Consider the following 25,897-nt stretch of genomic DNA (forward strand, 5'->3'; position numbering starts at 1 on the left):
TCAGCACCCGTGGTGGTGCGGAAACGGTGATCAGCACCCGTATATGACTCGCAGTCGCCGGCCGGCGCCCTGACCAGGGCGCCGGCCGACGGAGACCCCAGCACAGCAGAGAAACCACTGCACGTAAGGGGAAGCTCATGACAGCGACGACCGACGGATCGACCGGGGCCGCGAACTTCTCCGCGCCTCCGGCAGCACATCCGGCCGATACGACCACCGCCGCGGACGACGTGCTCGCCGCCGCGCGGCAGGCCGCGGAACGCTCCGTGGCCCACCTCCTCGGACGGCAGGACGAGCAGGGCTGGTGGAAGGGCGACCTGGCCACCAACGTCACGATGGACGCCGAGGACCTGCTCCTGCGCCAGTTCCTCGGGATCCAGGACCCGGAGACCACCCGGGCCGCCGCCCTCTTCATCCGCGGCGAACAGCTCGGCGACGGCACCTGGAACACCTTCTACGGCGGACCGAGCGACCTCTCCGCCACCATCGAGGCCTACGTGGCCCTGCGGCTGGCCGGTGACCGCCCCGACGAACCGCACATGGCCCGCGCCTCCGGCTGGATCAGGGAGCAGGGCGGCATCGCGGCCGCGCGCGTCTTCACCCGGATCTGGCTGGCCCTGTTCGGCTGGTGGAAGTGGGACGACCTCCCCGAACTCCCGCCCGAGCTGATGTTCTTCCCCAAGTGGGTCCCGCTCAACATCTACGACTTCGGCTGCTGGGCCCGCCAGACCATCGTGCCGCTGACCATCGTCTCCGCCAAGCGTCCGGTGCGGCCCGCGCCCTTCGCCCTGGACGAGCTGCACACCGATCCCGCCGAGCCCAATCCGGCCAGGAAGCTTGCTCCGGCGGCCAGTTGGGACGGCCTCTTCCAGCGGCTGGACAAGGGCCTGCACCTCTACCACAAGGTCGCACCGCGCCCGCTGCGCCGGATCGCGATGAACGTGGCGGCCCGGTGGATCGTCGAACGCCAGGAGAACGACGGCTGTTGGGGCGGCATCCAGCCGCCGGCCGTCTACTCGATCATCGCGCTGCACCTGCTCGGCTACGACCTGGACCACCCGGTGATGAAGGCCGGGCTGGCCTCGCTGGACCGGTTCGCCGTCCACCGCGAGGACGGCGCCCGGATGGTCGAGGCCTGCCAGTCGCCCGTCTGGGACACCTGCCTGGCCACCATCGCGCTGGTCGACGGCGGACTCAGACCCGACCACCCGGCGCTCGTGAAAGCCGCCGACTGGATGCTGGCCGAGGAGATCACCCGGCCCGGCGACTGGTCCGTACGCAAACCCGAACTGGCGCCCGGAGGATGGGCGTTCGAGTTCCACAACGACAACTACCCGGACATCGACGACACCGCCGAAGTCGTCCTGGCACTGCGCCGGGTGCGCCACCCCGACCCCGCCCGGCTGGAAGCCGCCATCGAACGCGGGGTGCGCTGGAACCTCGGGATGCAGTCCCGCAACGGGGCCTGGGGCGCGTTCGACGCCGACAACACCAGCCCGTTCCCCAACCGCCTGCCGTTCTGCGACTTCGGCGAGGTCATCGACCCGCCGTCGGCCGATGTCACCGGCCATGTGGTGGAGATGCTCGCCGTCGAAGGGCTCGGCAGCCACCCCCGTACGCGACGCGGCATCGAGTGGCTGCTCGCCGAACAGGAGGCGTGCGGCGCCTGGTTCGGCCGCTGGGGCGTCAACTACGTGTACGGGACGGGGTCGGTGGTGCCCGCGCTGGTCGCCGCCGGACTGCCCGCCGCGCACCCCTCGATCCGCCGGGCGGTGACCTGGCTGGAGTCCGTGCAGAACGACGACGGCGGCTGGGGCGAGGACCTGCGCTCGTACACGGAGGAGAAGTGGATCGGGCACGGTGAGTCCACCGCCTCGCAGACCGCCTGGGCACTCCTCGCCCTGCTCGCCGCGGGCCGCCGAGACAGTCTGGCCGTGGCGCGCGGGGTCACCTGGCTGACCGAGGCGCAGCAGGCGGACGGCTCCTGGGACGAGCCGTATTTCACCGGCACCGGCTTCCCGTGGGACTTCTCGATCAACTACCACCTCTACCGCCAGGTCTTCCCTCTGACGGCCCTCGGGCGGTACGTGTACGGCGACCCGTTCGCCGACCGTACGGGCGTGGCCAAGGGCGCCTGATGGCCGACGCACCGGGGCCCAGGGCCTCCCAGGCGCCGCTGCTGGTCGCCTGCGCGCTGGGCATCGAGCAGCTGGCCCTGCGCAGCGGCAAGCGTGCCGGCGGCCCGGTACGGGTCCTGCGGACCGGCATGGGCCCCCGCGCGGCGGAGGCGGCCGTGGCGGGCGCCCTCGCCCCCGGTGGCGTACCGGACGCCGCCGTCATGGCCTCCGGCTTCTGCGCCGGCCTCGCCCCCGGCATGCACCCCGGCGACCTCGTCGTCGCCGAGGAGACCCGGGACGCGGACGGCGCCACCCCCTGCACCGGCACCGGGCTGCTGGTCGCCGCCCTGGCCCGGGCCGCGCCCGGCTCAGCCGTGCACACCGGCCCGCTCACCGGCTCCGACCACGTCGTACGCGGCCCGGAGCGGGCCGCACTGCGGGCCACCGGGGCCGTCGCGGTGGACATGGAGTCCGCAGCGACACTGCGTACCGCCCTGTGCCACGGGCCGCGCCCGGTTGCGGCCGTCCGGGTGGTCGTGGACGCTCCAGAGCATGAGCTCGTCCGTATCGGCACGGTTCGCGGTGGAATATCGGCCTTCCGTGTTCTCCGTGCCGTCCTTCCGGCTTTCTACGAATGGCACCGATCTTTACTGCTCCCCAGGAGGTGAGCCAGATGGCCATGCCGCTCCGCCAGTCCATCAAGGTCGCGACGTATCTCTTCGAACAGAAGCTCCGCAAGCGTGAGAAGTTCCCGCTGATCGTCGAGCTGGAGCCGTTGTTCGCCTGCAACCTCGCCTGCGAGGGGTGCGGGAAGATCCAGCACCCGGCCGGTGTCCTGAAGCAGCGCATGCCGGTCGCCCAGGCAGTGGGCGCGGTGCTCGAATCCGGTGCCCCCATGGTCTCCATCGCCGGCGGCGAGCCGCTGATGCATCCGCAGATCGACGAGATCGTGCGCCAGCTCGTCGCGAAGAAGAAGTACGTCTTCCTCTGCACCAACGCGATGCTCATGCGCAAGAAGCTCGACAAGTTCACCCCGTCGCCCTACTTCGCCTTCGCCGTGCACATCGACGGGCTGCGGCAGCGGCACGACGAGTCGGTCGCCAAGGAAGGCGTCTTCGACGAGGCCGTCGCCGCGATGAAGGAGGCCAAGGCGCGCAGTTTCCGCGTCACCACCAACTCCACCTTCTTCAACACCGACACCCCGCAGACCATCATCGAGGTCCTCAACTACCTCAACGACGACCTGAAGGTCGACGAGATGATGATCTCGCCCGCCTACGCCTACGAGAAGGCGCCCGACCAGGAGCACTTCCTCGGCGTCGAGCAGACCCGCGAACTCTTCAAGAAGGCCTTCGCGGGCGGCAACCGGGCCCGCTGGCGGCTCAACCACTCGCCGCTCTTCCTGGACTTCCTGGAAGGCAAGGCGGACTTCCCGTGCACCGCGTGGGCGATCCCCAACTACTCGCTCTTCGGCTGGCAGCGCCCCTGCTACCTGATGAGCGACGGCTACGTACCGACGTACCGTCAGCTCATCGAGGAGACCGACTGGGAGAAGTACGGCCGGGGCAAGGACCCGCGCTGCGCCAACTGCATGGCGCACTGCGGCTACGAACCCACCGCCGTCCTCGCGACGATGGGCTCGCTCAAGGAGTCGCTGCGCGCGGCACGGGAGAGCGTCGGCGGGAACCGGTGACGTCGTGACGGTGAGGGGGCCGGCCGCACCCGGCCCCCTCGTAACACGCAGCGAAGGAGACGAACGGGCGATGACGGACGGCGGGCCGCAGGGCTTCGACCTGGAACGGCTCCTCGCGGAGCGCGGCCACGAGCGGTACGAACTGCACGCGTGCCACCTCAACCACCAGCTGCCGCGCATGCTGCACACCATCGGCTTCGACAAGGTCTACGAGCGGGCCGAGGGCGCGTACTTCTGGGACGCCGAGGGCAACGACTACCTGGACATGCTCGCCGGGTTCGGTGTGATGGGCATCGGCCGGCACCACCCGGTCGTCCGCCAGGCCCTGCACGACGTGCTCGACGCCCAGCTCGCCGACCTCACCCGCTTCGACTGCCAGCCGCTGCCGGGGCTGCTCGCCGAGAAGCTGCTCGGCCACAGCCCGCATCTGGACCGGGTCTTCTTCGGCAACAGCGGTACGGAGGCGGTCGAGACGGCGCTGAAGTTCGCCCGGTACGCCACCGGGAAGCCCCGCGTCCTCTACTGCACCCACGCCTTCCACGGGCTCACCACCGGCTCCCTCTCCGTCAACGGCGAGAGCGGCTTCAAGGAAGGCTTCGCCCCGCTGCTGCCCGACACCCCGATCGCGCTCGGCGACCTGGACGCGCTGCGCCGGGAGCTGAAGCGCGGCGATGTGGCGGCCCTGGTCGTCGAGCCGATCCAGGGCAAGGGCGTGCACGCTGCGCCGCCCGGCTTCCTCCGCGAGGCGCAGGAGCTGCTGCACCGGCACAAGGCGCTCCTGATCGCCGACGAGGTGCAGACAGGGCTCGGCAGGACCGGCGACTTCTACGCGTACCAGCACGAGGACGGTGTCGAGCCCGACCTCGTCTGCGTGGCCAAGGCGCTCTCCGGCGGCTATGTGCCGGTCGGCGCGACGCTCGGCAAGGAGTGGATCTTCCGCAAGGTCTACTCCTCGATGGACCGGGTCCTCGTCCACTCCGCCAGCTTCGGCTCCAACGCCCAGGCGATGGCGGCGGGGCTCGCGGTGCTCACGGTGATGGAGGACGAGGAGACCGTCGCCAACGCCCGGCGCACCGGTGATCTGCTGCGGGAGCGCCTCTCCGCGCTGGTGGACCGCTACGAGCTGCTGCACGAGGTGCGCGGGCGCGGGCTGATGATCGGCATCGAGTTCGGGCGCCCGTCCTCGCTGAAGCTCCGCAGCCGGTGGACCATGCTCCAGGCGGCCCGCAAGGGGCTCTTCGCCCAGATGGTCGTGGTGCCGCTGCTCCAGAAGCACCGCATCCTCACCCAGGTCTCCGGCGACCACCTGGAAGTGATCAAGCTGATCCCACCGCTGATCATCGGAGAGGCGGAGGTGGACCGCTTCGTGGCGGCGTTCACCGAGGTCATGGACGATGCGCACAGCGGCGGCGGTCTGATGTGGGACTTCGGCCGGACACTGGTCAAGCAGGCGGTGGCCAACCGCTGAGCTTTTGCCTCTGGGGTAAGTTATTTGCCCCGGAGGAAAGTTCCTGGCCCAATGGACACATGAACCCTCCGGACGAAGGGGCGGCCGACGAGCTCCCCGGCGTCGCCCCCCGCCTGCGCGACCTGCGCCGCGGCCGCGGTCTCACCCTGGAGACCGCCGCCCAGCGGGCCGGACTCTCCCCGGCCCACCTCTCCCGGCTGGAGACCGGCCGCCGGCAGCCTTCGCTTCCCATGCTGCTCGGCCTCGCCCGCATCTACGGTACGACGGTCTCCGAGCTGCTCGGCGAGAAGCCGCCCGAACGCGAGGCGGTCATCCGGGGCGGCGCGTTCGAGGGTGCCGAGGCGGACGGCTGGATGTACCGCCGGGCCGGCGGCTCGGGCCGCGCCATGCAGGCGCTGCGGGTCCGGGTCCCGTACGGCGCCCAGGGCGATCTGGTGCGGGTGCACCCCGGTGAGGAATGGCTGTACGTCCTCGGCGGGCGGCTGCGGGTCGCGCTGGGGGAGACCGTGCACGATCTGGACCCGGGCGACAGTGCCCACTTCGACTCGCTCACCCCGCACCGGATCGCGGCCCTGGACCGGGGCGGGGCGGAGCTGCTCTTCGTCCACTCCCTGCTCCAGAGCCCCGCGGCCGAGCTCTGCCTCGGCAACGCGCTCCACACGCGCTGACCCCGGCGCCCCGCTCACCGCCGCGACCTTCCGTACCACCGGAGCCTTCGTACCCACCGGCCGCGAGGCCGGCAGAGAGGACCGTCATGTCCGATTCCGAGCACTACGACCCGCTGACCCCGAGGCGCCCGAAGGCCACCGAGGACACGCAGGAGCGCCGGATGCCGCGCGGCCTGGTGATCCGGCTCTTCGCCTACCTGGTGGTCGGCCACGTGATCGCGGCCTTCCTCTACCTGCTCTTCGTGGTGGCGGGCGCCGAATAGCCGCTCAGCCCTGGTCGAGCAGGCGCTCGCGGAGCCGCTCCCGGGTCTCGGGGGAGACCTTCAGGCCCTCCGTCAGATAGCGGTCCGTCGTGCCCCAGGTCTCGTCGATGGCCGCGAACGCCGCTTCGAGGTAGGAGGCCTGCGCGCCGAAGAGCGGATTGAGCAGCTCCATCACCTCGGGGGACATTCCGGTCTCGGACATGTCCGTGCGCTTCACCTTGTACCGGCGGTGCGGGTCGTTGGACTTGAGGTAGTCCGCCTCGATCGCCTCGCGCTCGACGCCCACCGCGAGCAGCGAGACCGCGATCGACAGACCCGCCCGGTCCTTGCCGGCCGCGCAGTGCATCAGGGCCGGCACGCTGTCCTCCGCGAGCGCGTGCAGGACGCGGCTGTGCTCGGCGGTGCGGTCGACGATGGTCGAGCGGTACATGGTGATCATGCGCTCGGTGCCCTTGCCGTTGGCCAGGATCGACCGCAGCTGCTCGATGTTCCCGTCACGCACCAGTCGCCAGAACTCGGCGCCGTCCGCCGGGTCGGAGAGCGGAATGCTGACATTGCGGACACCGGTCAGCTCGATGTCGTACCCGTCGAGCGCGTGGTCGGCGGAGTTCCGGAAGTCGAAGACGGTGTGCAGCCCGAGCCCGGCGAGGAAGAGCGCGTCCTCGGCGGTGGCGTGCGCCAGGTGGCCGCTGCGGTAGAGCCGGCCGAAGGCGGTGCGCCGCCCGTCCGTGGTGGGAAGCCCGCCCACGTCGCGGAAGTTGCGGACTCCGGTCAGTGCGGTCTCGGTCGGCGGGACCTGCGGCACCTGCTGCGTCACGGTGGCTCCTGGAATCTCTGGCGTCGGCGCGGCTCTCCGGCGAGGGCGCTCCTGTGACGATACGACATCGGTTCACCGGGCAACCATCGGCTGACTGACGGTGCGTCAGGGCTCCCGCCGACGGCATGTCCGTATTGGTGCATTTCGCAGAACATGCCCCGCTAATGGGGGAGATGGGAATCCGTAGGTGAGCGGGATCATATCCGTGACGGACGGTGGCGGTGGCTCCGAGGCGTTTTCCCGGGATCCGCAAGGAAAGCCAAGATCCGTAATCCACGGAGTGTGACGGGAAATCCGGAGCGAAATTGAATCGATGATTCCGGGGCGGAACCGACGGCTTGTTCCTGTCGTCCCGACTCGTTTACGGTCACCGTCAATCCGGACGGACCGCCTAATCCTGCCGCCGCCCGGAATTCGCACCCACCCACTCACGTGTGGCAGGAGCGGGGGAACCAGGTAAGCCGCCGGCCCGGAGCGATCCGGACCGGCTCGGGGTGAAGTCGCCATCCGGCGGCCGGGCATCTCCAGCCCGAACCCGACAGCTCACCTCGCAGGCGCCGGAGAGGAACTTCCCCATGCCCGCAAAGGGTAAGCACCGCCGTCCCAAGTCCGGCCCGATCCACCGCGGCGTCCTCGCCGCGGGCACCGGCGGCGCCGTACTCGCCCTCCCGCTGTTCGGCGCCACCGGCGCCCACGCCGCGGAGAAGGCGGCCCCCGCCGTCAAGCCCGCCGCCGCCTCGGCCGCCGCCCAGGCCGCCCCGCAGGCCGCGCCCGCCACGGCGAAGACCACCGCGAAGACGTACGCCGTCGTCTCCGGCGACTACCTCGCCAAGATCGCCTCCGAGCACCAGGTCAAGGGTGGCTGGCAGAAGCTGTACCAGGACAACCGCTCCACCGTCGGCGAGAACCCGAGCCTGATCTTCCCGGGCATGAAGCTGACCCTCGGCGCCAAGGCCACCGGCTCCGCCGCGCCTTCGGAGGCCAAGAAGTCCGCTCCGGCCCCCAAGGCCGCCGCGCCGAAGAAGGCCGCCCCGAAGAAGGCCGAGCCGGCCCCGAAGGCCGACACCGTCTCGGCCGACGAGTCCGACGCCGCCGCCGAGTCCGGTGCCTCCACGCAGACCGGCTCCTCCCAGGCCACCGGCTCCGGCTGGACCGCACCGCTCGACAACGCCAACGTCACCACCCAGTACCGCGCTTCCGGCGCCAGCTGGTCCAGCGGCTACCACACCGGCTCCGACTTCCAGGCCGCGTCCGGCACCCCCGTCAAGGCCATCGGCCCGGGCACCGTGGTCTCGGCCGGCTGGAGCGGTTCGTACGGCAACGAGGTCGTCATCCAGCACGAGGACGGCATGTACTCCCAGTACGCCCACCAGTCCTCGCTGAGCGTCTCCGCCGGCCAGACCGTCACCGGCGGCCAGCAGATCGGCCTCTCCGGCTCCACCGGAAACTCCACCGGCCCGCACCTCCACTTCGAGGTCCGCACCGGCCCGGGCTACGGCTCCGACGTCGACCCGGTCGCCTACCTGCGGCAGCACGGCGTCTCCCTCTGACCCGAGGGCGAGAAGAAGTGAACGAGGGGCGGTGCGCGGCGGCGCACCGCCCCTCCACTTATTCCGGCTTTACCGAAATCTGACCGGGTGGTCTATGTCACCACCCGTCAACCCCGTATTACGGTCGCGTAGGTCACATTGAACGGTGCAGGATATGGGCTTGTGGCAGACGATTCGAGAACCCAGCAGCAGAACATCATCGGGTCGTACGCGGCGATCGGGGACAGTTTCACCGAGGGCGTCGGCGACCCAGGCCCCGACGGCGCCTTCGTCGGCTGGGCGGACCGGTTCGCGGTGCTCCTCGCCGACCGGCTCCCGGTCCCCGACGCGGCGACGAACCCGGACGACGACACCCGGCACGGCAATTTCCGTTACGCCAATCTCGCCGTACGCGGACGCCTCCTCGACCAGATCGTGGCGGAGCAGATCCCCCGCGCCAAGGAACTGGCCCCCGACCTGGTCAGCTTCTGCGCCGGCGGCAACGACATCATCCGGCCCGGCGCCGACCCCGACGACCTGGCCGAGCGCTTCGAGCGGGCCGTCGCCGACCTGACCCAGGCGGTCGGCACCGTCATGGTCACCACCGGGTTCGACACCCGGGGCGTTCCGGTGCTGCGCCACATGCGCGGCAAGATCGCCACGTACAACGTGCATCTGAGGGCCATCGCCGACCGGTACCGGTGCCCCGTGCTCGACCTGTGGTCGCTGCGCTCGGTCCAGGACCGGCGCGCCTGGGACGCCGACCGGCTCCACCTGTCGCCCGAGGGCCACACCCGCGTCGCGCTCCGCGCCGCCCAGGTCCTCGGCCACGACGTGCCGGCCGACCCGGACCAGCCGTGGCCGCCGCAGGCCCAGCGCACGCCCTTCGACGCGCGGCGCGACAACGTCCAGTGGGCGCGGGAGTACCTGGTGCCGTGGATCGGCCGACGGCTGCGCGGCGAGTCGTCCGGCGACCACGTCGCGGCGAAGCGGCCGGACCTGCTGCCGCTGTAGAGGTCAGGGGCCGAGCAGCGGGAGCGTACGCCGGGACGGGCCCGGGACCACCGGTCCGCCCGGCGCCGGGCCCGCGCCGAACCCGGCGGGTATCCGCTCCAGCACGCCGCCCGCGAACACGTCGTACAGCGGCAGCGTTTCCAGGTGCACATAGCCGATGTGGCAGTCGCACACGGCGAGCGGACAGGCCCGTGGGCCGAGCGCCGCGCGGTAGCTGCCGTCGTAGAGGTTGCCCAGCTCCGCCTTGACGAAGTGGCAGCGCCGCACCGTGCCCTCGCCGTCCACCGAGATCACCGACTCGCCGGTCCGGCAGGGCAGCCCGGCCGAGCGGTGCGGATGGCGGCTGTACGGGAAGAGCGGGTCCAGCTCCGTCCACCGCTCCGCCTCCTCGTCGGTGTACGTCTGCCCCTCGGCCGCGTTCACCCAGAGGTACACCTCGGCGGGCAGCGCCGCCCGCAGCCGCCGGGCCTCGTCCAGGTGGGCCTCGAACCCGACCACGCCGGCGCTGTAGCGGATGCCTCGCGCGGTCAGCTCCCGGCACTTCCCGAGGAACCGCTCGTACGGTGTCTGGCCCGGGTGGTACGTGCACCAGAGCGCGATCCGCTCCGGGTCCGCGTCCGCCAGCCACGCCGTGCGGCCGCTGAGGTTCGTCTGGATGGCGACCCGGCCGATGTGCGGCAGGTGCGACAGCTCGGCCAGCGCCCGCCGGTACCAGGAGCGCACCAGACCCTCGCCCCACGGCGTGAACAGCACGGAGAGCCGGTCACCGGTCTGTGCGGTGGCCCACGCGGTGAACCGCTCCAGCGCCTCCCGGTCGGACGTCAACCGGTCCTTGCTGTCCCGCCGCTTGGCGAACGGGCAGTACGGGCAGTCGTAGTCGCACGACGCCAGCGGGCCCCGGTAGAGGATGGTCAGATCCACGGCCCGCTCACTTCCGCTCGTACGCGGCCATCGCCGCCCGCACCCCGGGCGAGAACAGCGCCGGACCCAGCGCGTCCGAGTGCGCGAGGCCCAGCGGCGAGAGCCGCAGCAGACCCTCCGGCGCGTGCGGGTCCAGCCAGCCCCGGGCCGCGAACCGCTCCAGCTCGGCGGGAAAGTCCGCGCGGGGGTCGGTGCCGAAGCGGGCGCGGTAGTCGGACACGGGCAGCCCCGCCGCCTGGAGCAGCGACTGGAGGAGGTGACGTCTGCGGGCCTCGGCCTCGTCGACGTACCTGCCGACCTCGGCACACGAGAAGTCCTCGGTGGCGGTGAAGCGGTCGATGATGGACCGGATCTCCCGCATGTCGACCGCGTAGTCGAAGGAGTAGTGCAGGGCCGCCGTGTAGGAACGGGCCCCGCAGCCGAGCCCGATCATCCCGTCGGTCTGGCAGGCGTAGTCCTCGGGACCCTCCTGGGGTGCGTCGGCGCGGCGGAACATCCGCATCGACACCTGCTCGTAGCCGTGCGCCAGCAGATGGTCCCGGCCCACCGCGTACAGCCGCAGCCGCTGCTCGTCCCAGGCGGCCTGCTCCAGGGCCTCCGCCTCCGGTCCGGCCGCCGCGCCGAGCCGGTGCAGGCCGGTCAGCGGGCGGACGTACAGCGGGTAGAGGTACAGCTCCTCCGGCCGCCAGGCCAGCGCGGCGTCCAGCGAGGTACGCCAGGTGCGCTCGGTCTGGCCGTCGATGCCGTAGATCAGGTCGATGTTCAGCACCGGTATCCGCGCGTCCCTCATGCGGCCGAGCGCCGCCTCCACCTCGGCCCGGCGCTGCGGGCGGACGGCGGCCCGCGCCTCCTCGTCCACGAAGCTCTGTACGCCGATGCTGACCCGGGTCGTGCCCCGGTCGGCCAGCACCGCGAGCCGGTCGGCCGTCGCCGTGGACGGTGACGTCTCCACCGAGAGCGGCACCGCGCGCAGATCGGCGCCCATCCGCTTCTCCGCGATGTCGCAGAGCCGCTCCAGCTCGTCCGCCGTCAGGAAGGTCGGCGTCCCGCCGCCGAAGGCAGCCGCCGCGAACCGCACCGGCTCGTCGTCGCCGAGCGCGTCCCGTACGGCCACGGCCTGTCGGTCCAGCGCGTCGAGGTAGCGGGTGGTGAGCTCCTCGGGCGCGCCGATCCGGGTGAAGAGGTTGCAGAAGCCGCAGCGGACCTCGCAGAACGGTATGTGGAGGTAGAGCGAGAGGGCGTTCTTCGGCTCCGCCGCCCACAGCTCGCGCAGCGCGGGCCGCTCCGGCAGCGGGCGGTAGGCCGTCTTGTGCGGATAGGCGTAGACGTAACTCTCGTACGGCCTGACGGCGGGCGTGCCGGTCGCCGTAGCGGTGCTGGTGGTGCTGGTGGTCATCAGGAGGCCCCCGGTTCGAGGAAGAAGTGCGCGTACGGCACGGTCCAGACGGCTTCGTGGCCGAGCCGGTGGCCGGTGTAGCCGTCGTCGCCGTACGTCGTGCCGTGGTCGGAGCAGACGATGGCGAAGCACCGGCGGCGGCTGCTCGCGGCGGCGAAGAGCCGGCCGATGTGCCGGTCGACGTACTCCAGAGCGGCCGCGTGCGTAGCCTTGGAGTCGCCCGCCTCGCGGGTCGCGCCCGGTGTGTGGAACCAGTTCGGCTGGTGGAGCGCGGACACGTTGACGAAGAGGAAGAGCCGCTGCTCGTCAGGGAGTTCGGCCACGACCTTCTCGGCCCGGGTCACCTGTTCCTCGAACGAGGTCGGTGAGGCGACACCGAACTCCGGCTCCCAGTGGCTCTCCTGGAACATGCCGGGCAGCACCGACCCCAGCGGCCCCTGCCGGTTGAAGAAGCCGACCCCGCCGACGCACACCGTGCGGTAGCCCTCGGCGGCCAGACCCGACACCAGGTCCGGGGTGTCGAAGACGAACGTGCCGTCCGCCGTCGTCTCACTGCCCGCGAACCGCGCCGCGAACAGCCGCGGATGCGGACCGGGAGCGGCGGGCGTCGGCAGGAAGCCGGCGAACATCGCCTGGTGCGAGGCGTAGGTGAAGCTGCCGGGTGCGTGCCGCTTCTCCCACACGCCGCCGGGCAGACGGGCGGCCAGATTCGGGATGCGTCCGGCGGCGGCCAGCTCGACGGCGACGTCATGGCGCAGCGTGTCCAGAGTGACCAGCAGGAGGTCGTGGCTGCCGACGACTTCGGCCATATCGGGTCGCTGAGGGTCAGAGAGCGGTGGCGGCACGGTGGTTCCTCGTTCGGTCCAGTACGGCGGCGACCTGCGCCGCATAGGTGTCCAGCCCTTCGGCACCGCTGCCGGGCAGCCCGGTCAGGCCGGGCAGCAGATCGCCGAAGGCGTTGACCTCGCCGACGGCGAACCGCCGCCAGCCGGCCGCGGGCAGCAGGTCGACGCCCACGCACAGCGTCCCGGGGAAGCAGGCGGCGGCCCGCTCGCACATGGACAGGGCCTCGCGCCAGCAGCCGCCGACCGCCGACACGGCGGCCCGGACCTCGCCGAGATCGCCTCGGGCGCCGCCGAGGTGGAGGTTGGTCATGGGGGAGAGGCTGGTGCGGACGACGGCGTGGGTGGCCCGGCCGCCGACCACCACGATCCGCAGATCGGCGGCCCGGCCGCGCTGGGACGCCTTCGGCAGCCAGCGCTCGATGTGCAGCCCGTCCGGAGCGAGCGCGTCCACGAGCGCGCCGACCTCCCGCTCCGTGGTGTACCGGCGGACCCGGAGCGAGTTGAACAGCCGCCCCTCACCGTCCCGTTCCACCGAGGTGCTCGCCCGGACCCGGCCCGGGCCCGCGGTCTCCACCGCCAGCACCCCGGAGGCGGAGGAGCCGTGCGCGAGCTTCACGAAGGCCCGGGGCATCCGGTGCTCGCGCATGAGCGCCCGTACGTCGGACCAGCCCCGCACCTCCGCCGCCTGCGGCCCGGACGTGGGCGAGGCCGGCACGGGGACGCCCGCCGCCTCCAGGCGGGCGTGGCAGAGCCGCTTGTCGAAGAGCGCGGCGAGGTCACCGGGGGAGGCGAGGACCTCAGCACCGGCCACCGAGGCGGCCCGCGCCACCTCGTCCACCGCCGTCAGGAACGCGGCGTACCACCGGGCGGAGCCTTCCACCCGGGTCGGATCGTCGACCCCGCGCAGCAGCCGCTCCACCTCCGCGTCCTCGCCCGGCGAGTCGATCCGTACGGTCTCACCGGGCGCGAACGCCGCCTCGCCGCCCAGCACCTGGAGCCAGGGCACCACCCGGGCCGGGGGCAGCCCTGCGGCCCGCACGGCCTCCCGGAAGAAGGCGACCCGGCGGTTCTCCGGATTGCCCACGACCGCGAAGCGCGGGACCGCCGTACTCCCGGCGCTACTCGCTGACGGCGACATAGCGCTCCGGTTCCTCCTCGTCGTCCATGTCCTCGTCCGCGTAGTCGTCCTCCGCCTCGCCCGCCTCGACCACGGCCGGAGCGCACGCGGCCCTGATCCGGTCGAGCACCGGGTCGGTGAGGTAGTGGTGGCGCAGGTCGAGCGTGGCGAGGTGGTTCAAGGGCTGCCCGTTCAGCAGGGCCTCTCCGCCGGCGTCGCTGAGGGTGCCCATGGAGAGCGCGAGGCTCTCCAGCTGGGCGACGACGGGCGCGGACGCCACGGCCGCCGCGATCTCGTCCTGGAGTTCGCTGTTCTGGAGGCCCAGGTGGCGCAGCCGGGGGAAGGCGGCGCCGGACAGGACCGGCCGGACGTCGTCGACCGTGGCGTCGGCTCCGTACCACGAGCTGCCGAACCAGAGGTCCAGCCGCTCCAGCGCGGGCAGTTCGCTCGCGGCGACCGCCCGCACCAGATCGCCGGGCAGCCCGCCGGACTCGAAGCGCAGCGACGTCAGCGCCGCGTGCCGGACCGGCCGCAGCCCCAGCCCCTCCTGGCCGCAGCCGCGTACGGTGAACTCCTCCAGCAGCGGAAACGCTTCGAGCGCCGGCGTGATGTCGCACATGCGCAACCACGACACCTCGCACTCCTCGCCCACCACATCGGCGAGGAAGAGCCCGCGCAGGGCCGGGAAGCGGTCCGCGTCGGCGACTATGAGGTCCCGTACCGGCTCGAACGGGGTGTACTCCTCACGCCACCACGGGCCGATGAGGAGCGCCCGGACCCGCGAGGTGTCCACCGTGTCCAGGAACTGCTGCCACAGGACGGCGAAGTCCGTCTGCTCGTCGTAGTCGCACTCCAGCCGCCAGGCCACCGCGTCGGCGGCGGGCAGGGGCACGGACACCGCCGGAGTGTGGACCGGCAAGCCGTGGAAGCGGTCGGGATGCTGGATGTGGATGGGGGTCATGACACCTCACTCCGACACGGCGGTGTAGCGGCCCTCGATGCCGCGGCCGCCCCACGGCTCGTTCCGCTCGGACAGGTCCACGCGCACCCCGTGCGGCTCCAGGGCCGAGCGGACCCGCTGCTCCATCGCCTCGGTGAGGAAGTGGTGGTGGAGGTCGAGGACATCGAGATGGGTGAGCGGCTGCCCCTCCAGGAGCGCGGCCGCGCCCTCGTCGCCCAGCGTCCCGTTCGACAGGTCGAGCGTCCTGAGCCGGGCGACGACCGGCGCCGACGCGAGGGCCGCCGCGATCTCGTTCTGCACCTCGCTGTTGCGCAGGCCCAGGTGGTGGAGGCGGGGGAAGCGGGTGCCCGAGAGCAGCGGCGCCAGGTCGGCCACCTCGGTGTCGCCCTCGTAGGCCGACACACCGAGCCAGAGGTCCAGCCGCTCCAGCGCGGGCAGTTCGCTGTCCAGCACCCCGCGGACCACCTGGACGGGCAGGCCGCCCGCCTGGATCGTCAGCGACCGCAGCCGCTCGTGCTTCGCCGGCGGGAAGACCAGGCCGGTGCCGCCGCGCACGCCGAACTCGGTGAGCGCCGGGAAGGCTGCCAGCAGAGCCGTGACGTCCGACTGCTCGATCCAGGTGATCTCCGCCTGCTCGGCCTCCAGATCGCCGACGAACACCGCCTCCAGCGAGGTCAGCCGGTCGGCGGCGGCGATCACCAGACCGATCGGGACGGAGGAGTTGTCCTCGTACGCCTCGCCCCACTGACCGATGATCAGGCTCTTGACCCCGGCCGGGTCGACCGCCCGCAGGAAGTCGGCGAACTCGTCCGCCCAGGGCCGGTCCCGGTCGTCGTCGCCGTACGGTTCGACGGAGATGCGCCAGGCCACATCGCCCGCGGCGGGCCGGTCGGCAGGGTCGTCCTGGTGCTGGAAGTCGACGGCCGGAAGGCCGCCGAACGCTTGCAGATGCTGCGCACCGTACATCGCACTGAGCTCCTGGTCCTGGGGACTGCTGATGTCCGCAAGGTTTATCAAGCCGCACTGACAACGCCGCGACCGGGACCGCTCAGAGCCGCTCGCCGGGTGTCTCCGGGCCCGCGGCGAGGGCCCGTTGTCAGACCCTGCCCGTAGCGCTTTTCCCATGGCCGGCACAGCGGGTGCCGCGACCGAGGGGAGACGTCTGTGTACCGGCAGGGCGATGTACTGATCGTGGCGCTGGAGGAGTCGGCGGTGCCCGCCCCCTTCCTGAAGGCTCCGGGCGAACTGCGCGACGGGCGGGGGCGGCTGGTGCTCGCGCTGGGGGAGGTGACCGGGCACGCGCACGCCGTGCAGGGGCCCGGCCGGCTGATCCGGGAGGCGGGGCCGTTCGGACCGATGCTGCTCCATCTCCCGGAAGGCGGGCGGGTGGTGCACGAGGAGCACGCCACCATCGCGCTGCCGCAGGGCTGGTTCCGGGTGGTGCGCCAGCGGGAGTACGCACCCGGTGCGATCCGCATCGTCGCCGACTGACCCGTCCGTACGGAACGTACGGACACCGGCGCCACAGCGAGCACGACAAGCAGACCACGACAAGCAGACACCGAGCAGACATGAACTGGGGACGGGACAACCGATGCAGCACGTGAATTCCTGGCGGGACGTGGCGGCGGCGACCGGCGCGGCGGACCGGGCGGCCGCCGAGGAGGGCGTGCGGCGCGCCTACCGCACCGCCGGGCTGGCCGAGCCCGAGCGGATCTTCTGGGCCGCATCGCCCCGGGCGGCCGTCGAAGCGGTCGAGAAGCTGGCCGACGCCGGACGGTCGGTGCGCGAAGAGGTCCGCACCCGGCCGTGGGCCGAGGAGCGCCGCCGGATGTACGACGAGCTGGGCCCGGCCGGCTGGTCCGCGCTCTGGTCCGCGACCGGGGCCCAGCTCTGGGAGACCACGGCCGCCCTCGCCGAGCGCATACGGTCCGGCGTCGTCGCCGACCTGGCGCCGCGGCCGCAGGACGAGGGCGCGGTGCGGCTGGTGCTGCTCGACGCGGTGCTCGGCCAGCACGACGCCGCCTGGCTGGCCGCCTTCGACGGCCGCGGCGACCGGCTCACCGGCCTCGCCGAGGTGGCCAGGAACGCCGGCTGGTGGTGGCCGTACGAGCGGGCCGTGGTGATCAGCGAGCGGCCCGAGGTCCTGCACCGCGACGAGGCGGGCCGGCTCGACCACGGCGAGGGACCGGCCCTCGCCTACGGGGACGGGTTCGCGCTCCACGCCTGGCGCGGCATGCCGGTGCCCGCCGCCTTCCTGGCGGAGCTGGCGTCCCTGACCCCGCAGCGCATCCGGGAGGAGGAGAACGCGGAGCTGCGCCGCGTGATGCTGGAGTACTACGGATACGACCGCTACCTCACGGAGTCGGGCGCCGAGCCCGTCCACCGCGACGAGACGGGCATCCTCTGGCGCATCGCCCTAGAAGGCGACGAGGACGTGGTGATGGTCGAGGTGGTCAACTCCACACCGGAGCCGGACGGCAGCCACCGTACGTACTGGCTCCGCGTGCCGCCCACGACGCGGACCGCCAAGGACGGGGTCGCCTGGACGTTCGGGCTGGACGGCGCCGCCTACGCGCCGGTGCGCCAGACCTGACGCGTCAGCCGGTCAGCGCGGCCCGGTCGATGCCCAGCTCGCGGGCGAGCGCCTCGTCGGTCCAGCGCAGCATCGTGGCCCGGGAGAGCGGACCCGCGTACGACGTCATCTGCACGGCCAGACCGTCCAGCAGGGCGGTCAGCCGCCAGGCCGCCGACTCCGGGTCCGCGCACCGGAACTCACCGGCGGCGGCGCCCTCCGCGATGACCTCGGCCAGCTCCGCCTTCCACCGCCGGTCGAGGTCGCCGGCCACCTCGCGCAGGGCGGGCTCGCGCAAGGAGGCCGCCCATCCTTCGATCCACAGCCGCCACCCCTTGGCCTGCCCGGTCGGCGCGTACCACCGCACGGCGGCCCGCAGCCGCCGGACGGCGGAGGTGCGCCGGGCCAGCAGCTTGCGCAGCTGGGCGAGGTCGGCCTCGGCCGCGTACGCGAAGGCGGCGGCGACCAGCTTCTCCTTGGTGGAGAAGTGGTAGAGCACCAGCGCGTTGCTCACACCGAGCGCGGACGCCACATCGGCGATCCGCACGGAGGAGGCCCCGCGGATCTCGATCTGCTCGACCGTCGCCTTCAACAGCTCCTCACGCCGCTCCGCCACGTTCAACCGGACTCTTGCCACCCGGCCACCCTAATCAATGCACCGGTCACTGCCGGTCACCGGAGACCGTGCCGCCGCCGACGCGCCGACGGCTCTCGGGTGTGACACCCGCCCGGTGAGCCGCCGGGCCGGAATCCTCGGGAGGAGAAGCACGTTGGACCGTGCATGACGTCATTCGAACCGGCACAGGAAGCGCTGCTCCGCCTCATCGGCGAGCACGACGGGGGAGTCCTGGTCACTCTCAAGCGGGACGGGCGGCCCCAGCTGTCGAACGTCAACCACGCGTACGACCCGGAGGAGCAGGTGATCCGGGTGTCGATCACCGAGGGCCGGGCGAAGACCCGCAACCTGCGGCGCGACCCCCGCGCGAGCTACCACGTGACCAGCGACGACCGCTGGGCCTGGACCGTCGTGGACGGCACCGCCGAGCTGACCCCGCCCGCCGCCGAGCGGGACGACGCCACGGTGGAGGCCCTGATCACGCTGTACCGGGATGTGAGGGGCGAGCACCCGGACTGGGAGGACTACCGGCGGGCCATGGTCGAGGACCGCCGGGTGGTGCTCACGCTGCGCATCGAGCACGTCTACGGGCAGCCACGTGGCTGAACCGCCACCGACCGGACCGCCACGTGCCGGGTGCCGCCGGACCGGGCGGCTGCCCCGTTCACCGTCCTCTTCTCGCCCTGTCGGACAGTCCGACGATAATGAGACGACACCGACTCCCCCAGGAGATGTTGTGACCGGCGCCGACTACTTTGTCCCCTTCCGTACGAAACTGCGTTCGATGCGCTCCGAGTCCTTCGGGGCCGATCCCGCGGGAGCGCGGATGCAGCGCATCCTCAGCTCGCCGAACTTCGCCGACGGGGTGTTCCAGAACCCGCTGGGCGCCCGGACCAGGCCGTCCGGTTCCACGCTGGAATTCGCCAAGATCTACTTCCAGAAGGAGCAGCGGATCCGCCGGGCGCCGGCGGGGACCGTTCCGGTCCATGCCACCACCCTCGCCGATCTGGCCGCACCGCCCGTCACGGGGCTGCGGCTGACCTGGATGGGCCACTCCAGCGTGCTCGCCGAGATCGACGGCCGCCGGGTCCTGTTCGACCCGGTCTGGGGTGAGCGGTGTTCCCCGTTCCCCTTCGCCGGACCCAAGCGCCTGCACCCGGTTCCGGTGCCGCTGGCCACGCTCGGCCCGGTCGACGTGGTGGTGATCTCGCACGACCACTACGACCACCTCGACCTGCCGACGATCCGCGCGCTGGCGGGCACGGACACCGTCTTCGCCGTGCCGCTCGGCGTCGGCGCCCACCTGGAGCGGTGGGGCGTGGCCCCCGACCGGCTGCGCGAGCTCGACTGGAACGAGACCGCGAAGGTCAACGGCATCAGCCTCACCGCCACGCCCGCGCGCCACTTCTGCGGCCGTGGCCTGCGCAACAACCAGCACACCCTGTGGGCCTCCTGGGCCGTCTCAGGACCCGAGCACCGGATCTACCACAGCGGCGACACCGGCTATTTCCCCGGCTTCCGGGACATCGGCGCCGAGCACGGCCCCTTCGACGCCATGATGATCCAGATCGGCGCCTATTCGGAGTACTGGCCGGACATCCACATGACCCCCGCCGAAGGGATGCGCGCCCACCTCGACCTCCAGGGCGGCCGCCCGCACGGCGTGATGCTGCCGATCCACTGGGGCACCTTCAACCTCGCCCCGCACGCCTGGGCCGAGCCCGCCGAGTGGACGAAGGACGCGGCCGAGGAGGCCGAGCAGGCGGCGGCGTTCCCCCGGCCGGGCGAACCCTTCGAACCGGCCGGAACACTCCCGGTGGACCCGTGGTGGCGAGCCGTCTCCGCACCGATGACGGCCGCGCGGTGGCGTACGGCGACACCGGACACGGTCCCGGGCGGCGCACCGGTCGCACGGCGGGACCTGGACGTGGCCGGAGAGCGGTGACCGTCGGGGGAGGGTCCGGGCGCCCGGACCCTCCCCCGAATCAGCCGCGGTGGCCGACGGAGATCAGGCCGCCGGAGCCGGGTACGTCGGGTACTCCACGCCGGAGACGTGCTGGACGACCCGGATGACCTGGCACGAGTAGCCGAACTCGTTGTCGTACCAGAGGTAGAGGATCGCGTTGTCGCCGTCGACCTTGGTGGCGCCCGCGTCGACGATCGAGGCGTGGCGCGAGCCGATGAAGTCGCTGGAGACCGCGTCCGGGGCGCTGATGAAGTCGATCTGGCGCTTGAGCGGCGAGGCGAGCGACACGTTGCGGAGGTAGTCGAGGACCTCCTCGCGGCCGGCCTCGCGGCCCAGCCGCAGGCTCAGGATCGCGATGGAGACGTCCGGCACCGGGACGCGGATGGAGCTGCCGGTGATCGGCGCGTCCAGGTCCGGCAGCGCCTTGGCCACGGCGGACGCGGCACCGGTCTCGGTGATGACCATGTTCAGCGCCGCGGAACGGCCGCGCCGGTCGGAGCTGTGGTAATTGTCCAGCAGGTTCTGGTCGTTGGTGTACGAGTGGACCGTCTCCACGTGGCCGCGCAGGACGCCGTACTCGTCCGCCATCGCCTTGAGCGGCGGGACGATCGCGTTGGTGGTGCAGGACGCGCACGACAGGATCTGCTCGTCGTCCTTGATCGTGTCGTGGTTGACGCCGTGGACGATGTTGGGGACGTCGCCCTTGCCCGGCGCGGTGAGGACCACCTTGGCGATGCCGGGGCGCAGGTGCTTGGAGAGCCCCTCGCGGTCGCGCCACCTGCCGGTGTTGTCGATCAGGATGGCGTCCTTGATCCCGTACGCGGTGTAGTCCACCGTCGTCGGGTCGTCCGAGTAGATCACCTTGATCTCGTTGCCGTTGGCGACGATCTTGCTGTTCGCCTCGTCGACGGTGATCGTGCCGGAGAACTGGCCGTGGATCGAGTCGCGCCGCAGCAGTGAGGCGCGCTTGACGATGTCCTGGCCGGAGCCCTTGCGTACGACGATGGCGCGCAGCCGCAGTCCGTTGCCGGAGCCGGCCTTCTCGATGAGGAGACGGGCGATGAGGCGGCCGATACGGCCGAAGCCGTAGAGGACGACATCACGCGACTCGCGGCGGTCGATCTTGTTGGCGCCCGTCGCCCCGGCTACCGCCTCGGCGGTGAACTCCTCGACCGACAGGCCGCGGTCGTCGGCGCGGAACGTCGCGGCCAGCATGCCTATGTCGATCTGGGACGGGCCGAGGTCGAGCGTCGTCAGAGCCCGGAGGAACGGCATCGTCTCGGTGACGGACAGCTCCTCACCGGCGATCTGGCGGGCGAAGCGGTGGGTCTTGAGGATGCTGACCACCGACTTGTTCACCAGGGAGCGGCTGTGCAGCAGGACGTTCACGTCCTGCTCACGGTGCAGCTTCCCGATGATCGGGATCATCGACTCCGCGATCTCCTCGCGGTGCATCCAGTTGGTGAACGAGTCGTCATTGACAGTCACGTGTTTATCTTTCGAGCTAGGCGGCGCTCATATGGTAGCCGCCCCGGTGTGTTCATCCTCAAGGTGGTCCCGTCCGGAGGGCCGGGGTGGGCGAGGCCGGTGCCGATGCGGCGTAATCGGGCGCCCGTGCGAGAGGTCATACCAGAGCGGGACGGATGGCGGGCAAGTTCGACAACTGCCCGTCGCGCACAGGTCGGACGCGACTACCGTGTGTGCTCGGTGATCAACGGGGGCTCCTGGATTCCGGGCCGGCCCGACCGCTGACCCGAGCTGGACCGACCACCGTAGGTGCCACCGCAGGAACGCCGACAGGGGCGACAGGAACGCCGATTCCTGGTGCCCCCGTACCGAGGACGCTGATGTCTCAACTTCGCGCACCCGCCGCGCGACCGGACCGCCGCGAGGGCGGACGGCACGGCCGCCCCGGCGCACGCGCCCACTCGGCCACGAGCAGGCCGCGCGCCACCCAGCCCACCCCCGAGGGGCGCATCCGGCCCCAGTTGCTGCGCACCGCGCTGCTCCCCACCATCGCCGCCCTGCTCAGCGGCGCGGCAGCCGTCATCTTCACCATCCGCGACGGCGCCGTCGACCCGTCCCCGAGCCTGGCGGCCGCGCTCGGCGGATCGGCCGCCCTGGCCGTCGCCGCCGTCGCGGCCGCCTACCTCGGCGCCCACCGCGTGGCCGCTACCGTGCTCGACCGGGCGCTGACGCTCCGCCGCACCAGCGCCCAGGGCCAGGCCGAGCTCCAGCGGGTGGTGGAGCAGCTCCGCTCCGGCGAACCCGTCGGCCCCCGGCGCCCGCCGCAGCCGCCGGCGCCCGACGGCGACGCCTTCGACCTGCTCGCCCAGGAGATGGGGCGGGCCCAGGACGCCGCGGTGACCGCCGTCGTCCAGGCCTCGCAGCTCTTCAGCTCCGCCGGCAACGAACAGAAGGTCGAGGTCTTCGTCAACCTCGCCCGGCGGCTCCAGTCCCTGGTCCACCGCGAGATCCAGATCCTCGACGAGCTGGAGCACGAGGTCGAGGACCCCGACCTGCTCAAGGGCCTCTTCCACGTCGACCACCTGGCCACCCGCATCCGCCGCCACGCGGAGAACCTCGCCGTCCTCGGCGGGGCCGTCTCCCGGCGCCAGTGGAGCAACCCGGTCACCATGACCGAGGTGCTGCGCTCGGCCATCGCGGAGGTCGAGCAGTACCCCCGGGTCAAGCTGGTCCCGCCGATGGAGGGCACCCTGCGCGGCCACGCCGTCGCCGACGTGATCCACCTGCTGGCCGAACTGGTCGAAAACGCCACGGTGTTCTCCGCCCCGCACACCCAGGTCCTGCTGCGCGTCCAGCGGGTCACCGCCGGACTCGCGCTGGAGGTGGAGGACCGCGGCCTCGGGATGCCGGACCACGAGCAGAACCGGATGAACGCCCTGCTCTCCGACCCCGACCAGGTCAACGTCGCCCATCTGCTCCAGGACGGCCGGATCGGCCTGTTCGTCGTCTCCGCGCTGGCCCGCCGCCACGGCATCGCGGTCCGCCTGCAGAGCAACATCTACGGCGGCACGCAGGCGGTCCTCGTCCTGCCGCAGACCCTCCTCGGTACCGACCCGGACGCCCCGGCCGTGCCCGGCGCCGCCCCCGTACCGCCGCCCGGAGCCGTCCACCGCCCGCCCGCCGACGACGACGGACCGTCCGCGCCGCCCGCGCCGCCGCAGATGCGGGCAGCCCCGCCGCAGGCCGTTCAGGCGCCCGCCGGCCACCCGCGCGACGCGCAGGCGCCGGGTTCGCACGCCCACTCCGCACCGGAGACCCGCCCGCCCGCCCCCCGGGGCGAGGCCCCGCCCCTGCCGCTCCGCGCCGAACGCGTCGACCGCCCCGCACCCCCCGCGCCCGCCGCCACACCTGCCGCCTTCACCCCGGAGCACGCCGACCGCCCCGCACCGGCCGCCTTCACGCCGGAGCAAGCCGACAGGCCCGCACCGGCCGCACCCCTCCCGCCCACCGCCTTCACCCCCCAGCGCGTCGACCACCCCACCCCGCCCGCCGCCCGCCCCCAGCTCCCCAAGCGCGCCAACCAGGAGCACCTCGTCCCGCAACTGCGCGAAGCGCCCGCCCCGCGTGTCGAGGACGAGCACGCGCTCCACGACCCGGGCCTCATGGCCGCCTTCCGGCGCGGCATCGACCTCGCCGAGGCCCAGACCGCCCAGGAGGAAGGGACCACCAGCCGCTACGGCGAGGCCACCTCCGCGCTCGACGCCCCCCTGGAGACCCTCGCCCCCCTGCCCGTACGCGGAGCCGGACCCGTACGCCAAGGCGCCGAGCCGCCCGGAGCGCCCGCGCCGCTCGGCCGCCCGCGGACCGGGCACGACACCTTCCTGCCGGGCCACGCCGTGCCGGAACCCCGTAAAGACACGACTTTCAAGGAGTAGACACGATGGCGAGCGACATGCAGGCCGGTCAGGTCTCTGACCTGGACTGGCTGCTGAGCGGGCTGGTCCAACGCGTGCCGTACACGCGCAGCGCGGTGCTGCTCTCGGCCGACGGGCTGGTGAAGTCCGTCCACGGCATGGACCCTGACAGTGCCGACCACATGGCTGCCCTGGCCGCCGGCCTGTACTCCCTGGGCCGCAGCGCCGGCGCCCGCTTCGGCGACAACGGCGACGTCCGGCAGGTGGTCGTCGAGCTCGACTCCACGCTCCTGTTCGTCTCCACCGCCGGATCCGGCACCTGTCTCGCCGTCCTCGCCGGACGCGAGGCGGACGCCGCGGTGCTCGGCTACGAGATGGCGATGCTGGTCAAGAGCGTCCGTCCCTATCTGATGACCCCGCTGCGGCAGCCGGCCGGCGCCCCGTTCACCCCGGGGCTGTGAGGATGCCGGCCCCGCAGGACGGGCCCCTGCTCGACGACGCGGCCGGCCGGCTGATCCGCCCGTACACCGTCAGCAACGGCCGGACCCGGCCGTCCACCGGCTTCGACCTGCTCTCCCTGGTCATGGCCACGGGCATCGAACCCGACATCCCCCTCGGCCCCGAACACACCGTGGCCCTCGGCCTGTGCGAGGGGCCGATGTCCGTCGCCGAGATCGCCGCACACCTCCGGCTGCCCGCGGTCGTCACCAAGGTCCTCCTCTCCGACCTGGTCGACTGCGGAGCGGTCACCGCGCACGCCCCCGCTTTCCATGACACACCCACCGACCGATCCCTGCTGGAGGCAGTGCTCGATGGTTTACGACGACAGCTCTGACCGCACCGGAACCACCGAGTTCTTCCCCGTGGCCCTCAAGGTGCTGGTCGCGGGCGGATTCGGCGTCGGCAAGACGACCTTCGTCGGCGCGGTCAGCGAAATCGCCCCGCTCTCCACCGAGGAGCTGCTGACCCAGTCCAGCGTGGGCACCGACAACCTGGAGGGCGTCGAATCCAAGACGGCCACCACCGTCGCCATGGACTTCGGCCGCATCACCCTCTCCGAACAGCATGTGCTGTACCTGTTCGGGACGCCGGGTCAGGAGCGGTTCTGGTTCATGTGGGACGAGCTCTCCCAGGGAGCGCTCGGCGCCGTCGTCCTCGCCGACACCCGGCGGCTGGCCGAGTGCTTCGCCGCCGTGGACTTCTTCGAGCGGCGCGGCATCGGATTCATCGTCGCCGTCAACGAGTTCGACGGCGCGTACCGCTACGAACCCGACGAGATCCGGGCCGCGCTCGACCTCGGGCCCGCGGTGCCCGTCGTCCTGTGCGACGCGCGGATCGCCAGCTCCGGTACGGGGGCGCTGGTCACCCTCGTACAGCATCTGATCAACGCCACCTCCGCGCCCGCTCCGCTCCAGGCCTTCGGGGCCCACCAGTGACGTCCTTCGCCACCGGCCGGATGCTGCTGACCCCCGCCGACCGGGACGGCCCGGCCCGCGCGGAGCGGCTGCGGAGGCTGGATCTCGGCGAGCGGCCTGACGCCTCGTTCGACGACTTCGACGCCTTCGCCGACAAGGTCGCCGAAGTCACCGCGTCGCCCTTCTCGATGGTCAACTTCATCGACGAGAACCGGCAGTTCTTCGCCGGACTGCACACGCCGGCGGGCAACCGCGGCGGCAAGGAGCTCGGTGCCGTCGCGGCGGGCGGCAACCGCGGCGCCCGCCACATGGCCCGCGACCACGGTTACTGCCCGCATGTCGTCGTGCGGCGCAAGGCTCTGGTCCTGGACGACGTCTGCGACTACCCGCGGTTCGCCGGCAATCCGGTGGTCGACGACATAGGCGTCCGCTCCTACCTCGGCGCACCGCTCATCGACCGTACGGGCATCGCGCTCGGGACCGTCTGCGCCGTCGACACCGTGCCGCGCCCGTGGGGCCGCGCCGGGCTCGACACCATCAAGTCGCTCGCCCAGGAGCTGGTCCGGCAGATCGACCACCGGGAGGGCTACCGTCACCCGTGACGACTCCCGTGGGGTGGCTGCCCCGTGATCCCA

Annotated in this window: 26 protein-coding genes and 1 riboswitch; of the genes, 17 read left to right on the plus strand and 9 right to left on the minus strand. The window is 72.1% G+C overall.

The annotated features are described in order from the left end of the window. Positions 1-137 precede the first annotated feature (137 nt). The 6 genes from shc (at position 138) to ACQP09_RS31905 (ending at position 6,209) form a co-directional block, all read left to right on the plus strand. Positions 138-2,138: a squalene--hopene cyclase gene (shc, locus tag ACQP09_RS31880; RefSeq protein ID WP_432148650.1), complete on the plus strand. Its 2,001-nt coding sequence runs from the start codon at positions 138-140 to the stop codon at positions 2,136-2,138. Beyond that, complete coding sequence (locus tag ACQP09_RS31885) at positions 2,138-2,785, plus strand: 1-hydroxy-2-methyl-2-butenyl 4-diphosphate reductase (protein WP_433405994.1); 648 nt, start codon at positions 2,138-2,140, stop codon at positions 2,783-2,785. Before shc ends, ACQP09_RS31885 begins: the two co-directional genes overlap by 1 nt. Positions 2,786-2,790: 5 nt before the next feature. Next, positions 2,791-3,810: an adenosyl-hopene transferase HpnH gene (gene hpnH, locus ACQP09_RS31890; RefSeq protein WP_433405996.1), complete on the plus strand. Its 1,020-nt coding sequence runs from the start codon at positions 2,791-2,793 to the stop codon at positions 3,808-3,810. A gap of 70 nt (positions 3,811-3,880) precedes the next feature. Further along, the gene (locus tag ACQP09_RS31895; RefSeq protein ID WP_433405998.1) at positions 3,881-5,278 is read left to right on the plus strand and encodes an aspartate aminotransferase family protein; all 1,398 of its coding nucleotides are present in this window, start codon (positions 3,881-3,883) and stop codon (positions 5,276-5,278) included. Positions 5,279-5,337: 59 nt separating this feature from the next. After that, positions 5,338-5,946 (plus strand): helix-turn-helix domain-containing protein, encoded by a 609-nt coding sequence (locus ACQP09_RS31900; RefSeq protein ID WP_433406000.1) that lies wholly within the window; start codon positions 5,338-5,340, stop codon positions 5,944-5,946. 86 nt (positions 5,947-6,032) lie between these two features. After that, positions 6,033-6,209: a DUF6126 family protein gene (locus ACQP09_RS31905; protein ID WP_432148645.1), complete on the plus strand. Its 177-nt coding sequence runs from the start codon at positions 6,033-6,035 to the stop codon at positions 6,207-6,209. A gap of 4 nt (positions 6,210-6,213) precedes the next feature. Here the strand turns inward: ACQP09_RS31905 and ACQP09_RS31910 are convergent, their stop codons facing one another. Beyond that, complete coding sequence (locus tag ACQP09_RS31910; protein WP_433406002.1) at positions 6,214-7,026, minus strand: tyrosine-protein phosphatase; 813 nt, start codon at positions 7,024-7,026, stop codon at positions 6,214-6,216. Positions 7,027-7,437: 411 nt separating this feature from the next. Then, positions 7,438-7,598: riboswitch (cyclic di-AMP (ydaO/yuaA leader) on the plus strand. 3 nt (positions 7,599-7,601) lie between these two features. Here ACQP09_RS31910 and ACQP09_RS31915 point away from each other — a divergent pair. Both ACQP09_RS31915 and ACQP09_RS31920 read left to right on the plus strand, forming a co-directional pair. Beyond that, entirely contained in the window at positions 7,602-8,576 is a 975-nt protein-coding gene (locus ACQP09_RS31915) for a LysM peptidoglycan-binding domain-containing M23 family metallopeptidase (protein ID WP_433406004.1), read from the plus strand. A 162-nt stretch (positions 8,577-8,738) separates the two neighbouring features. Beyond that, on the plus strand, positions 8,739-9,569 hold the full coding sequence (locus ACQP09_RS31920) for an SGNH/GDSL hydrolase family protein (RefSeq protein ID WP_433406006.1): 831 nt from the start codon (positions 8,739-8,741) through the stop codon (positions 9,567-9,569). A 3-nt stretch (positions 9,570-9,572) separates the two neighbouring features. Here the strand turns inward: ACQP09_RS31920 and ACQP09_RS31925 are convergent, their stop codons facing one another. The 6 genes from ACQP09_RS31925 to ACQP09_RS31950 are packed head-to-tail and all read right to left on the minus strand — an operon-like array spanning position 9,573 to position 15,775. Next, positions 9,573-10,490 (minus strand): STM4011 family radical SAM protein, encoded by a 918-nt coding sequence (locus ACQP09_RS31925; protein WP_433406008.1) that lies wholly within the window; start codon positions 10,488-10,490, stop codon positions 9,573-9,575. Positions 10,491-10,497: 7 nt separating this feature from the next. Further along, positions 10,498-11,886, minus strand: a complete 1,389-nt coding sequence (locus tag ACQP09_RS31930; protein ID WP_433406010.1) for an STM4012 family radical SAM protein — start codon at positions 11,884-11,886, stop codon at positions 10,498-10,500. Next, entirely contained in the window at positions 11,886-12,695 is an 810-nt protein-coding gene (locus tag ACQP09_RS31935) for an STM4013/SEN3800 family hydrolase (RefSeq protein WP_433406012.1), read from the minus strand. The genes ACQP09_RS31930 and ACQP09_RS31935 overlap by 1 nt, the downstream gene beginning before the upstream one ends. 16 nt (positions 12,696-12,711) lie before the next feature. Beyond that, positions 12,712-13,869 (minus strand): STM4014 family protein, encoded by a 1,158-nt coding sequence (locus ACQP09_RS31940; protein ID WP_433406014.1) that lies wholly within the window; start codon positions 13,867-13,869, stop codon positions 12,712-12,714. Next, positions 13,850-14,809 (minus strand): STM4015 family protein, encoded by a 960-nt coding sequence (locus ACQP09_RS31945; protein WP_433406016.1) that lies wholly within the window; start codon positions 14,807-14,809, stop codon positions 13,850-13,852. Before ACQP09_RS31945 ends, ACQP09_RS31940 begins: the two co-directional genes overlap by 20 nt. 6 nt (positions 14,810-14,815) lie before the next feature. Further along, a complete protein-coding gene (locus ACQP09_RS31950; RefSeq protein WP_433406018.1) occupies positions 14,816-15,775 on the minus strand; it encodes an STM4015 family protein in 960 nt (319 codons plus the stop codon). A 198-nt stretch (positions 15,776-15,973) separates the two neighbouring features. Here ACQP09_RS31950 and ACQP09_RS31955 point away from each other — a divergent pair, with 198 nt between their 5' ends. Both ACQP09_RS31955 and ACQP09_RS31960 read left to right on the plus strand, forming a co-directional pair. Next, positions 15,974-16,300 (plus strand): hypothetical protein, encoded by a 327-nt coding sequence (locus ACQP09_RS31955; protein ID WP_073876098.1) that lies wholly within the window; start codon positions 15,974-15,976, stop codon positions 16,298-16,300. A 103-nt stretch (positions 16,301-16,403) separates the two neighbouring features. Then, positions 16,404-17,405 (plus strand): DUF6745 domain-containing protein, encoded by a 1,002-nt coding sequence (locus tag ACQP09_RS31960; RefSeq protein WP_433406020.1) that lies wholly within the window; start codon positions 16,404-16,406, stop codon positions 17,403-17,405. A 4-nt stretch (positions 17,406-17,409) separates the two neighbouring features. On the opposite strand, the gene ACQP09_RS31965 is transcribed toward ACQP09_RS31960, so the two are convergent. Further along, positions 17,410-18,021 carry a TetR/AcrR family transcriptional regulator gene (locus ACQP09_RS31965; RefSeq protein ID WP_433406022.1) on the minus strand — a complete coding sequence of 204 codons (612 nt, stop codon included), beginning with the start codon at positions 18,019-18,021 and terminating at the stop codon, positions 17,410-17,412. A gap of 144 nt (positions 18,022-18,165) precedes the next feature. On the opposite strand from ACQP09_RS31965, the gene ACQP09_RS31970 reads away from it, so the two are divergent. After that, the gene (locus ACQP09_RS31970; RefSeq protein WP_433406024.1) at positions 18,166-18,606 is read left to right on the plus strand and encodes a PPOX class F420-dependent oxidoreductase; all 441 of its coding nucleotides are present in this window, start codon (positions 18,166-18,168) and stop codon (positions 18,604-18,606) included. Positions 18,607-18,736: 130 nt separating this feature from the next. After that, complete coding sequence (locus ACQP09_RS31975) at positions 18,737-19,945, plus strand: MBL fold metallo-hydrolase (protein WP_433406026.1); 1,209 nt, start codon at positions 18,737-18,739, stop codon at positions 19,943-19,945. Positions 19,946-20,008: 63 nt separating this feature from the next. Here the strand turns inward: ACQP09_RS31975 and ACQP09_RS31980 are convergent, their stop codons facing one another. Next, positions 20,009-21,454 (minus strand): glyceraldehyde-3-phosphate dehydrogenase, encoded by a 1,446-nt coding sequence (locus tag ACQP09_RS31980; RefSeq protein ID WP_433406028.1) that lies wholly within the window; start codon positions 21,452-21,454, stop codon positions 20,009-20,011. 359 nt (positions 21,455-21,813) lie between these two features. Here ACQP09_RS31980 and ACQP09_RS31985 point away from each other — a divergent pair, with 359 nt between their 5' ends. From ACQP09_RS31985 to ACQP09_RS32005, 5 genes are read left to right on the plus strand one after another with little or no spacing between them, the layout of a single operon-like run. Beyond that, positions 21,814-23,868 (plus strand): ATP-binding protein, encoded by a 2,055-nt coding sequence (locus ACQP09_RS31985; RefSeq protein WP_433406030.1) that lies wholly within the window; start codon positions 21,814-21,816, stop codon positions 23,866-23,868. 5 nt (positions 23,869-23,873) lie between these two features. Further along, positions 23,874-24,308, plus strand: a complete 435-nt coding sequence (locus ACQP09_RS31990) for a roadblock/LC7 domain-containing protein (protein WP_109162549.1) — start codon at positions 23,874-23,876, stop codon at positions 24,306-24,308. A 2-nt stretch (positions 24,309-24,310) separates the two neighbouring features. Then, complete coding sequence (locus tag ACQP09_RS31995) at positions 24,311-24,682, plus strand: DUF742 domain-containing protein (protein ID WP_073876111.1); 372 nt, start codon at positions 24,311-24,313, stop codon at positions 24,680-24,682. Then, entirely contained in the window at positions 24,660-25,283 is a 624-nt protein-coding gene (locus tag ACQP09_RS32000) for a GTP-binding protein (RefSeq protein WP_404063775.1), read from the plus strand. The genes ACQP09_RS31995 and ACQP09_RS32000 overlap by 23 nt, the downstream gene beginning before the upstream one ends. Continuing rightward, on the plus strand, positions 25,280-25,864 hold the full coding sequence (locus ACQP09_RS32005; RefSeq protein ID WP_356752442.1) for a GAF domain-containing protein: 585 nt from the start codon (positions 25,280-25,282) through the stop codon (positions 25,862-25,864). The genes ACQP09_RS32000 and ACQP09_RS32005 overlap by 4 nt, the downstream gene beginning before the upstream one ends. Positions 25,865-25,897 lie beyond the last annotated feature (33 nt).

Origin of the sequence: Streptomyces sp. CA-146814, from assembly GCF_050942385.1 — a bacterium.
Lineage (GTDB): Bacteria > Actinomycetota > Actinomycetes > Streptomycetales > Streptomycetaceae > Streptomyces.